Raw genomic sequence first — 12,251 nt, forward strand, 5'->3', positions numbered from 1 at the left:
GTAGACAGAATCAGATAAACCATGAAGAGTCAATTTTTATTACTTTGCCCTTTACTTGCTATAGCCCCGTTACAAATGGTGATAGCAGCAGAATCATTTCATGATGTAACAGTGCATTCGGAGCTATTTGTGAACGTGACGGGAAAGGTACTGGATCTAGAAGGAAATCCGGTGATAGGAGCTACCGTAACGATAAAAGGAACAACAACGGGAACCAAAACGGACGTAGACGGTGTATTTAGAATTAACTTACCACAGGGTGATGAGGTATTAGTTATCAGTTATGTGGGGTTTAAAACGCAAGAGTTCCCGGTGAATAATCAAACGAATCTAGAGATAACATTAGAAGCTGCTGATGCCTTGGATGAGGTGGTGGTGGTTGGATATGGTACACAGAAGAAAGAACACCTAACAGGAGCGATTCAAACGATCAAATCAGAAGAGATTGAAGATCTGCCATCGACAAATATTGGTGCGGCATTGTCTGGACGCCTGCTGGGCGTCGATGTTAGCGGGGGTATCAGCCGTCCCGGTGTACCTGCCACTATCAATATTCGGGGAGCATCTACCGTGTCCAAAGATGGAGGAACGGATCAACCATTGTACGTGATTGATGGCGTTATTCAGGTTACCTCACAGGGAACGCCGGACAACAGCTTATTTAATACCTTGGTACCCTCTGAAATCGAGTCATTAACGTTTGTTAAAGATGCCGCTGCTGCAGTTTATGGTTCGAGAGGAGCAAACGGAGTTGTTATTGTGACCACAAAGCGAGGGAAATCTGGAGAGCCTAGAATTAGTTATTCCGGTTCAATAGCGTTCAACGATGAGGCCTATCGCCCGAAGATGATGAGCGCTTATGAGTTTGGGCGGTATATGAATATTATGAACGGTCCATACGGCGAAGGTGCTCCACTGGAGGAGAATAGTTACTTCTCCGACGATGAGCTGGAACACTTTAAGACCATTAACCACGATTGGCTGGAAGCAGCCTGGAAGCCTTCATACCTTACCCAACACTCCTTGAATGCGAGCGGAGGAACGGATAAAGCAACCTATTTTGCCAATGTTTCTTATCTGGAGCAAAACGGAAATCTCGCCACGGTAGACTATTCTCGGTGGAATTTCCGTGCTGGTTCTGATGTGCAGGTCTCGCAGCGCCTTAAAGCCGGTATACAGGTTTCCGGAAACTATGAGAATAACATCAAGACCTTCAACAAGATTTCAGGAGAAAACGACAATAACGACTATAAGACACTAATCACTACACCGCGCTATGTGCCGATGTATGTAAATGGATATCCCGTTCGAGGTCCGGGCGCAAACGACCTTTCACAATATCACTTCTTTGAATTGGATCGTTATAATAATATTTCGGACGGGAAGACGCAGGGCATGACAGTCAATGTATTTGCAGAGTATGACGTTCCTTATATTGAAGGGTTGAATGCTCGGGTAAGTTATGGACGTAATTTCTCCAGCAGCAATACACAGCGTGTCGGTACGCGGTACGATTTATATGAATTTGACATGTTGGGACAAAATAGGCATATCTATGACGGTGCGGAGATGTCGGGCTCGGTGAGCGTCAGAAATGATGACCGGATTTCCTACATCAATACCAATGGGCGTTCGGAACAGTACAACTTCAACTTGAATTATAGCCGGAAATTTGGTTTGCATGATATCAGCGGTCTCTTTAGTATTGAGCGGGCAGAATCAGAGTCTTCGCAACAAAATGTCATGAAAGACCAGCCCATACCGATCAACAACGGACAGTTTAATGAAGCTTTTGGCGCCATAGATGGCTCTACAGCTGCTTATGAATCCGGTTCGTTGGGTTATATCGGTCGGGTGAACTATGCCTACGATGATAAATATTTAGCAGAGATATTATATCGCTCGGATGCATCAACACGTTTCGCGCCGGAAAACTATTGGGGTAACTTCTATTCGACTTCATTCGGATGGGTGCTTTCCCGGGAGGATTTTTTTAACGTAGAATGGGTGGACTTCTTAAAATTCCGTTATTCCTATGGTAAGCTCGGCACGGACGACACGCGTGCCTGGAACTGGCGTCAACGGTATACGTTCCAACAGGGAAAAGGAACAGTTTTCGGGGGGAACGGCGAAGGGACGATGGGGATGCGGATGGAAGCCTCGCCAAATAGACATGCAAGATGGAGTGACCACTATAAACAAAACTTCGGTATCGATGCGGAGTTTATGAACAATCGTTTATCATTAGGATTTGACGGATACTTCAATCAGGGGCGTAACTTGTTGATGGAATCGACGTCCAATATCCCCGTGACGGTGGGCGGAACCATCGCCTCTGAAAATATGGGTTCGATAAACACCTTTGGGGTAGAGCTGGCTGTAGGATGGAACGATAGGATTGGCGAACATTTCCGTTATGGCGCTAATGTCCGTTTTGGATGGAGTGATAACCGCGTGATTAAGGGTAACTTCAACCCACAGGAAATGTTATTTCCTTGGAATCCACAGGAAGGACGCTCTAGCGACAACGGAATGTGGGGACTGGATTATCTCGGCATGTTCCGCAATCAGTCAGAGATTGATGCTTATGTCGCCGAATATAATATTCAGGAAGTGTACGGTGTACAAGCTGAAAACTTGCAGCCGGGTATGCTCTATTACCGCGATGTAAGAGGACCTTTACAGGCGGATGGTACCTTTGCAGCTCCCGATGGTATTATCGATGATAACGACCAGATTCAGTTGGCCAAAAGAAAGAATAACCTATATAACTTAGGAACGACGATTAATCTAGGCTATAAAAACTTTAGTTTTTCCATGGTTATCGCCGGATCTTTTGGTGGGTGGTCTGAATATGATTCCAACGCCCGCAGTAAGTTGCATAACGATATCAACCGGGTATTCGAGAGCAAACCAGCTTTCTGGGGAGATATCTATGACCCTATCTTGAATCCTACGGGAAGATACCCCAATCCGCACTGGGAAGAGATTAGTTTAGATCCCGCTTCTACATTTTGGCAGGTGCCGGCATTTCGTATGAATATCCGTAGTGCAAATATTGGATATACCCTGCCGAAGCGCTTTACAGAATATGCGAAGATCCAGAATGCACGCCTATTCTTATCAGCGATGAATCCGCTGACGCTGTACAATCCTTTTGATTATCGGGATGCAACAGCGGCGTATGATGTATACCCTAATCTAAGAACCTATTCGTTTGGTGTCAATGTAACCTTTTAAAGATTTGATGTATGACAGCTATATTAAAAAAATATAATACTAAACTTTTTGCCGTAGTGGGCGTAACGCTATTGGTAGGATGTAAAACAGATTTTCTGGAGGAAAAGCGTGACCTCACGGGAATGAACGAAGAGGTGTTTCAGAATGAAAGTACGGCGACCGCCTATGTGGATTTTATCTATGGGATGTTTTTGCCTGGAAACAATAGTAGCAATTCTCTTCTCTGGGAGCGCGCGGTCAATGGAGATAATTTTTCCAAGACAACCGATGAACTTGCCGGACAAACAGATTTCAATCGGGAATGGACTAATATCGCCTATCACCAACCTCACGCCCTGAATTACTTTGGAAACCGGATGAGTTCTTCCATTGCGAATAACACGTGGACGAGAATTCGGCAGATAAATCTTTTCCTCGATCAAGTAGACGAACACACTTTGCAGGAAGACTTTGTTAGCAAACTGAAAGGACAGTTGTATTTCTGGCGCGCCTGGCAATATTTCGATTTGGTGCGATTGTACGGCGGTGTTCCGTTGGTGTTGACAGCGCAAAACCCAGTGGCAACAGATGGCTCGGAATTGGCTATTCCACGGAGTAGCTCTTCAGAGACAATCGAACAGGTACTGGCAGATCTTGACCAAGCGATCGAGATGTTGCCTGGTCAATGGGATGATGCCGGTTCCAATTGGGGACGTATTACCAGTGGTGCGGCGGCGGCCCTCAAAGGGCGCGTATTGCTTACCTGGGCAAGCCCTTTGTTTAACCGAAACGATGACCAGACCCGTTGGCAAGCCGCTTACGATGCCAATCTGGAAGCAAAGGAACTGCTCGAAGCGAATGGTTTCGGGCTTTATAGAACTGGAAACCTGGAAAATGCCGAAGCTTGGGGCAATATGTGGTTTCAAGAAGTCGGGAATCCCGAAGCCGTTATGGTTTATGGGTTTAACAATAGTATGGCGGAGAACACCCGTAAAAACAACCATTGGGAACATGCTGCTCGCTCGCAGGAAAGCGGTGGTAATGGCGCTATCTCGCCAACAAAGCAAATGGTGGAAGCCTTTCCAATGAAAGACGGGAAATTTCCGGGCGAATCGAGTTACGAATACGACGAACAGAAATTTTATAAGAACAGAGACCCACGATTCTATAAGACATTTGTATACAATGGTGCCAGATGGCCCTATCGGGAAAATCCCGATTTTGTACAATGGACGTACCGTTGGTATGGCGAAAATGGCGATATAAACGGAAATCCCAATCAAACGACAGAGACCCGAGGAGCAAATGGAAGCGGGATCTATTTATCGAAAGCGACCAATCCGGAAGCGTCGAATGACGATTTGTTTCGGATAAATGGTATGGACGTGATGGAGATCCGCTTTGCCGAAGTGGTTTTGAACCTCGCGGAAGCAGCCATTGGTATCAACCAATTGGGCGAAGCGTCTACGTTGATCCAATCGATACGCGAGCGTGCCGGTGTTGAAAACCTCGACGGTTCCTATGGATTGGGCAACATAACGGGCAGAGATCAATATTTCAAAGCAGTCTTAGACGAACGGCGGGTGGAATTTGCCTATGAAGGAAGACGCTTCTGGGATATGCGCCGTTGGATGCTGTTCGACGCGGATAGTGAGACCGCGATTCGGTTGGGTATGCAAGACCAAGCGCTGAACGGAAAGAGGAGGACAGGTTATTTCATCGTTGCCAAAAATGAAAATAACGGACGTTATCAAGGCAATGCGGATCCATTTTTCACTTCGGACGGTTCCGCGCCTATTATCGACCGGGAGCCGGACAGCTACCCGAATGGTATCGAAACATTTGAAGAATATGTAGATTATCTATATGATAATTACTTTGAAGTTGTCGAAAAAGACGATTTAGATCCTACCAATCCGGCGGATTGGGTATTCCGGTGGTATAACGAGTATTATTTCTTCGGATTGAACCAAGAAATTATGAATGCCTCCCCTTACCTCGAACAGACCAAAGGTTGGGACGGGCTAAACGGAGCAGGTACATTCGATCCGTTGCAATAAGGCTTTAGAGAAAAAAAACGTAAACTACAAGGCCCTGTGGCTTCAGTTTGCTAGAAAACACCCCACTCTTTTTAGCGTGGGGTGTTTTCGTTAGCAAGAATTGCTAGTTAATAATGGTTATAAAACAGATAAAATCGTATAAAATTGGCTTTGTCGACTTCCGTAATTTTGATAGGTAAACCTATACGATTTGATTTATAATTTATGAAAAGAGGACTTTTAACATTCTTGGTGCTAGGAAGCTTGTCGCTCGTGCATGGGCAAGTGGATGCCGAATATCAAAAGGTTGCGATGGAGCGCGCCGAAAAAATTATGGCGGAAGTAGAACCCGCGTTAGCCATCGCCACAAGGAATAATGTCCGAGATTTAGTGGCGAACCAATATATTGCGCTGAATAGTATTCACGCAGAGCGAGATCGTCAATTGGAGAAAGAAGGAGCAAATAATGAACGGATCTTAACCCATGCCGATTCCGTAGTAGCAGCGCAACATGATAAATACGTTACCGCACTGCAGGATTTGCTTACAGCAGAACAGGTTGAGTCCATAAAAAATGGAATGACCTATTACACGGTCCCCAAGACATATAACAATTATCTCTTAATGCTACCTTTTGCAACGGAGGAAGAGCAGGCAATGATCCATGAAAACCTCATAGAAGCGCGTGAGCATGCTATGGATGGAGGTTCTGCAAAGGAAAAACACGCGTGGTTTAATAAGTATAAAGGACGTATTGCCAATGCATTGGCTAGTAAAGGATACAATCTAAAAGAAGAAGGCGAAAGATGGGCTGAACGGAGAGATTTAAAATCGTCCGCAACCTTTATTACGGCATCAAGCAGAATAATGCAGAAATTCGCGTTGTCGGATGAATGGCAAGCGGAACAGGTCAGAAACTTATTAGCTTTTCATTACCAAAAAATGGATGCGATTTATGCCCATAAAAAAAAGCAAACAACCGAGATGGATCAAGCGTCGCTCGGCGATGCTGAAAAGGAGAAGCGTGCGGTTAAGATTTGGGAGGAGAGTAAAAGTGCGTTGGATATGCAACGAGATAAGTTATTCAAGAAACTAGATCCGTTGTTGAGCGATGAGCAAATTGAATTGGTTAAAAATGAAATGACGCATAACGGTTTTCAAAAAGAGCTAACCCGTTTTGAAGAGTTGCTGCCAGATTTGAACGAAGAAGAAAAGGTGGTGATAATCGAATATTTAAAAGAAGCGCGCGAAAATGCATTGAATGTACAGACAAATAAAGAACGTAACCAGTGGTTTGCTAAATATCGAGGCCGTGCTAATAATTATTTATCTAAGCAAGGTTACGATTTGCGAAAGGCGACGGAAGATTTGGAAGATCGTAGAAAGAGCATGATCCCCTAATTGTTTCAAATAGCGTTTTTAGACGCACGTCCTGATATAGTTCTAACGAACAAGAAACATCTCCTTATAAATAGGTAGATGTTTTTTTTTGTTATTGCTTGATTGATAAGTCAATAAGTTGCATAAACACGATAAAATACTACAAAATTTATTTTTTTAGTTTCTGTAGTTTTGATATGTAAACCTAGGATACGCATATAAATTGCTGATAACATTCGGACTGCCAAAGCGGATACGTGTTTAAAGCCAGTATTTACAGTTATAAACGAAATTCTACATGAAAACATTTTTTTCTTGGAAAGGATATTTGCCTTTTTTCTTGATGATGGTGGGGTTAGTGGGGTGTCAAAAGGACGAAACCGGAGACAACACCTTACCACAACCTATTGACAACTTGCGACACGTCGTCCAAGGTGAACATGCGAAAGTAGCATGGGATACCCCTGCAAACTTATTTTCCCACTACATTGTTGAGCTATCGAGATTGTCAAATTTTTCGATTATCAACCAGTCAACGACAGTGGATAACAGTGCGCAAGAATATGTGTTTTGGAAGCTTGATCCAGGGGAAGATTATTATTGTCGTATTAAAGTCGTTAATGAAGATCGAGAATCAGATTGGACAAGCATTCATTTCAATACCAGTCAAAGCAATATTCTGTTGCCTATTCAAAAAGATGATATTGCGGGAGATAAAGTGCAAATTCGCTGGGATCCTATTTCAACGGAGATAAATCTTTCCAAAATTTCATTAAAGCCGGTGTTGGGTGTCAGTCAAGAACATATGTTGACCACTAACCATGTAGAGAATAAATCCATAAGCATTGAAGGTCTAGAAACTGATATGGCGTACGAAGTCAGTTTGTACGATGGAGATTTTGTGGTAGGACGAACCTCATTCGTTACGCTCGCTGTTCCGGTTAATGGTGTCTGGAATTTATTTCCGCATAGTGATTTGCTAACAGCCATTGAGACGAGTACGACGGGAGATCGATTGGTTTTAAACCCAGGGGTGTATGATTTGAGCATAGTAAACCCGCAAATTGCTAATAAATCGATTGTGCTGGAGGGGGTGGATGAAAATGATATACCTCTTCTATACGCACGTAACTTTCGTCTTACAGGAGAACGATCTGGTATATCCTTTAAGAATCTTAATATTTCAGGATCCCGTATCGATGAATATAACCAGGAGCTGACCAACAGTCAAGATCACTTATGGAATACTTGGCTGGTGTCGCTGGATGAAACATCAGCCAATTTCGAGGCAGTCGTTTTTGAAAATTGTGTGATCCGCAACTATAATGCTGGTCTTTTTCACCTGAATGACAATAATAGACCACCGCATAAAGTGGGTAATTCGGTCGAAATTAATAATTGTATTGTGTACGATTTAGGTGTTGATAACGAATCCCCCACGCTACGTGTCAATGCAGCCCAAATATTGAAAATAGATGTCGTTAACTCGACTTTTTACAGAACAAATAGATTGTTTGTGAAAATCGATGCAGAGCGAAATCCTGCTAATGTCGTTGAATTCACGTTTCGGAATAATACCGTGCACGATAGTTGGGCGGGTGGCTCGTTCGATTTTCTCGCTGTCAAGGCCCCTTCGAAGTTTTTGTTCGAAAATAACAACCTGTCCAGTATGACATCAAGCGGAAACTTCTTTCCCAATTTTGCGTACGTAGCCAACGATTTCGATAAACGGATTATTAATTCCAACTTTTTTAATATACTTTCCAAATCAACGATTTATGGGAGCAACATGTCCAATATGCCGGTCCATAGCTGGGAATTGCGACATCCAAACACCATATGGAATGATGTTGTCCCCGCATTTATCATGAATGACGCCAACCATGAGAATCCCAATTCCATATCCTCTTACCCCGTGTCTATAGACCCCGGATTTGCAGACCCGGAAAATGGAGATTTCACGGTGTCGACAGGTAGTGCATTAAGAACAGTAGACGGCGGAAGTCCGATAGGAGATCCACGGTGGTGGTAGAACAGAAGGTATAAAGATTTAGATAAAATAAGATGAAAGACTATATCGCAAAAATAGTATGGATAGTGTGTATGTTTTGTACCGTACTGTCCGGTTGTAAAAAAGATCCTCAAGAAGTTGATGAACCGTTAACAGAATCACCTGCCCAGTTGGTGTATATCTTGCAGGGATCGAATATTCAGATAAGTTGGAAGAAGCCAGCTGAAGTTTTTGACTATTATCTTATAGAACTTTCCAAAGTGCCGGATTTTTCTGTTCTGGACAGGCAAGAGCAAGTTACGGCAGATAATGAGGCTGTCATTTTGAGAGGTTTAGATTTGGCTGAAAATTATTACGCGCGTATTCGAACAGCCAGGACTACACCAGAATCTTTTTCCGGGTGGGTAGATTTAACGATCGTGACTAATCCTTCGGATATTTTGTTGCCTATAAAAAGAGAAAGTATAGATGGAGACCGTGTTACGGTTTCATGGGCGTATCCGCAAACCGACGAGGGAACAAGTAATTTGGTGACGCATATCACTATGATTCCGACTTTTGGACTCGCTCGTGAAATACGTTTGTCCGAGGAGCATAAACAAGCGCAAACCTTGACGATAGACGACCTGGAAAAAGATATGGAATACGAAGTTCGCATTTATAACGATTCTTTCTTGCGAGGAAGCCAGTTTTTCGCTACGCCTGCTTCGCCCATAAACGGCGTTTGGACCTTAAATCCGCATAGCGATTTGAAAGATGCGGTGGAGAGAAGTGCGGAGGGTGACCAAATATTGCTGAATCCGGGGATCTATAACTTTTGGAATGAAGAAATCTATGTAGATAGTAAAACGCTAACCATCAGGTCGGCGGATGAACGTGAGGGAGCAACCGTATATGTTAAGGCTTTCGTTATACAGGGCGGAAATGCCGGCGTATATTTTTCCAGATTGGATATTTCTGGATCCCGAATAGACCGATTTAAACAGGAGATCCCCAATACACCAGATACACGGTGGAACAGTTGGTTGATCGAATTAGCGAGTGAAGCAACAGGGTTCGGCCATGTTTCATTCGAATCCTGTACGATAAGAAACTATTATACAGGATTGCTGAACATGTCAGAAGGACAGCTAGGCGAAGAGCTTACGATCGAAAATACCCTCGTCAGCGCAATGGGAAATGATGGTTTACATCCGTTTATTAACGTTGGTGCTGCACGGATAAAGAAAGGCGTGTTTACCAATTCGACTTTCTATAACACCAACAAAATGTTTATCAATGTGGACCGTGAGAAAAATTTAGAAAACGATATCGATTTCTTATTTAAAAATAATACAGTCGATAATAGTTGGAGTGCTTCTGCATTTGATTTCAAGGCATCTAAACTGCCGACAAAGGTCAGATTGGAAAATAACATTTTTTCGAATATCAATTGTGCTGCAAACTTTTTTAACAACTTTGCACATGTGGCGAATGATTTTGATAAGCGTTTAATAAACTGCAACTTTTTCAACGTAACATCGAAATCAACTATTTATGGTAGTAATTCATCTAACATGCCTGTCGATAATTGGGAGTTAAGGCATCCAAACAATAGGTGGAATGAAGTGGTCCCCGCTTTCGTAATGAATGATGAAAACCATGAAAACCCCAATTCTATACAGGAATACCCACTCGCATTCGACCCTAAATATACCGATGCAGACAATGGTGACTTCACCATTGGACAAGATAGCGAATTAAGAAACCATGCTGCAGCACACCCAATTGGGGATCCACGCTGGTGGTAACACACTTATGAAAAAGCGTGTATTGCCAGGTTTGGGAAATGTAAATGTTAAAGACAATATTGTATAATAGTTGGTGAAGATAATATATGTATATGATGTTTTATATCGTGAATTTTGACATCTAAATATTTTATTGTAATGTATTATCATCTCATTTACATATGAAAAAGAAAGCAATAGTACTATTTGCGACGATTTTTAGCTTAGTCGCTATAGAAACAGCGAAGGCACAATACCCCAAGATTCCAGCGGATGTTCAAAAGGCTTCCAATGAAATGATGGAGAAAGCGCGTCTGCAATCTGATATCGCTTGGAGCAAAGCGCTTCCGGTCATTGAAGCGTATGCAAAACAAGGTAAGCCTTACATTCCTTGGGCATCCCGTCCTTCTGATTTGCCACAAGCAGAGATTGCTGCTTTTCCTGGTGCAGAGGGTGGTGGAGCATATGCTTTCGGAGGTCGTGGCGGAAAGGTCTACGTGGTCACGAGTTTAGAAGACAGTGGTCCGGGGACATTGCGAGAGGCCTGCGAACAAGGAGGCCCGCGCATTATTGTGTTCAATGTTGCTGGAATCGTTAAGCTAAAAACGCCCCTGATTATCCGTGCTCCGTATATTACCATTGCAGGTCAATCTGCTCCGGGTGATGGCGTATGTGTCGCTGGCGAATCGGTATGGATCGATACGCACGATGTGGTTATCCGACATATGCGCTTCCGCAGAGGGGAAACCTATGTAGGTCGTCGCGACGATGCGATTGGTGGCAATCCCGTTGGAAATATTATGATTGATCACGTGTCTGCCAGTTGGGGTTTGGATGAAAATATGTCGATGTACCGCCACATGTACAACGACAGCACCGGGTCGCAGGAAAAGAAATTTGGAACAGTAAACATCACGATTCAAAATTCAATCTTTTCAGAAGCCCTCGATACCTGGAATCACGCGTTTGGTAGTACCTTAGGAGGAGAGAATTGTACTTTTATGCGTAATCTATGGGCAAACAACGCGGCAAGAAACCCATCTATCGGATGGAACGGCGTGTTTAATTTTGCCAATAACGTCGTCTACAATTGGGTGCATAGAGCAATCGATGGGGGGGATTATACCGCCCAATATAATATCATCAACAATTACTTTAAACCCGGACCAGCGACGCCGTCAGGCGAGCCCATCGGTTATCGTTTGTTAAAACCGGAATCTGGACGTAGTAAATTGCCATATGTCGTATTCGGAAGAGCACACGTGAACGGAAATATTGTAGAAGGTAATGCCAACGTCACAACAGATAACTGGAACGGGGGCGTGCAGATTGAAAACAAGGAAGGGAATCTCATGTCTTTTGAAGAAGCAGAACCTTATTTTGCGGCTATGAAGGTAAATAAACCAATTCCCCATGCCCCATTTCAGCTTACTTCAGCTGAAGATGCGTACGCACATGTTCTGGCAAATGCCGGTGCTACCTTGCCTCAGCGCGACCCTGTAGATCAACGTATTGTAAAGGAAGTGCGGGATGGAAAGCCTACGCCACTGAAAAATGTGACATTACCAGAGAAGGATTTCGAACATAGAAGATTACCAAAAGACTCGTATAAAATCGGGATCATCACCGATATTGCACAGGTAGGTGGTTATCCTGAATACAAAGGTAAGTCCTATAAAGATTCGGACAACGATGGCATTCCGGATAAGGAAGAGGTCAAAATGGGACTTAATCCCAATAATGCAAATGATTCGGCGGAAATTACCGAATCGGGCTATGCAAATATCGAGATCTATTTGAACAAACTAGCGGCAAAGTAAACTTGGGCGTATC

6 protein-coding genes are annotated in these 12,251 nt (G+C 43.4%); all 6 read left to right on the forward strand.

The features are described 5' to 3' along the window. The first annotated feature begins 21 nt into the window (after positions 1-21). A complete protein-coding gene (locus tag FXV77_RS01465) occupies positions 22-3,240 on the forward strand; it encodes a SusC/RagA family TonB-linked outer membrane protein (protein WP_148917443.1) in 3,219 nt (1,072 codons plus the stop codon). An 11-nt stretch (positions 3,241-3,251) separates the two neighbouring features. Continuing rightward, positions 3,252-5,279 (forward strand): RagB/SusD family nutrient uptake outer membrane protein, encoded by a 2,028-nt coding sequence (locus tag FXV77_RS01470; protein WP_148917444.1) that lies wholly within the window; start codon positions 3,252-3,254, stop codon positions 5,277-5,279. 204 nt (positions 5,280-5,483) lie between these two features. Next, a complete protein-coding gene (locus tag FXV77_RS01475) occupies positions 5,484-6,659 on the forward strand; it encodes a DUF3826 domain-containing protein (protein WP_148917445.1) in 1,176 nt (391 codons plus the stop codon). 277 nt (positions 6,660-6,936) lie between these two features. Beyond that, entirely contained in the window at positions 6,937-8,670 is a 1,734-nt protein-coding gene (locus tag FXV77_RS01480) for a DUF4957 domain-containing protein (protein ID WP_148917446.1), read from the forward strand. A 32-nt stretch (positions 8,671-8,702) separates the two neighbouring features. Beyond that, positions 8,703-10,439 carry a DUF4957 domain-containing protein gene (locus tag FXV77_RS01485; RefSeq protein WP_148917447.1) on the forward strand — a complete coding sequence of 579 codons (1,737 nt, stop codon included), beginning with the start codon at positions 8,703-8,705 and terminating at the stop codon, positions 10,437-10,439. Between the two features lie 161 nt (positions 10,440-10,600). Beyond that, positions 10,601-12,238 carry a polysaccharide lyase gene (locus tag FXV77_RS01490; RefSeq protein WP_148917448.1) on the forward strand — a complete coding sequence of 546 codons (1,638 nt, stop codon included), beginning with the start codon at positions 10,601-10,603 and terminating at the stop codon, positions 12,236-12,238. Positions 12,239-12,251 lie beyond the last annotated feature (13 nt).

The sequence above is a fragment of the Sphingobacterium phlebotomi genome (genome assembly GCF_008180195.1).
GTDB lineage: Bacteria > Bacteroidota > Bacteroidia > Sphingobacteriales > Sphingobacteriaceae > Sphingobacterium > Sphingobacterium phlebotomi.

Bases quoted from the DNA above. Each gene is read 5' to 3' on its own strand.
- FXV77_RS01480 (WP_148917446.1), top strand. From the start codon at position 6,937: ATGAAAACATTTTTTTCTTGGAAAGGATATTTGCCTTTTTTCTTGATG.
- FXV77_RS01465 (WP_148917443.1), top strand. From the start codon at position 22: ATGAAGAGTCAATTTTTATTACTTTGCCCTTTACTTGCTATAGCCCCG.
- FXV77_RS01485 (WP_148917447.1), top strand. From the start codon at position 8,703: ATGAAAGACTATATCGCAAAAATAGTATGGATAGTGTGTATGTTTTGT.
- FXV77_RS01470 (WP_148917444.1), top strand. From the start codon at position 3,252: ATGACAGCTATATTAAAAAAATATAATACTAAACTTTTTGCCGTAGTG.
- FXV77_RS01490 (WP_148917448.1), top strand. From the start codon at position 10,601: ATGAAAAAGAAAGCAATAGTACTATTTGCGACGATTTTTAGCTTAGTC.
- FXV77_RS01475 (WP_148917445.1), top strand. From the start codon at position 5,484: ATGAAAAGAGGACTTTTAACATTCTTGGTGCTAGGAAGCTTGTCGCTC.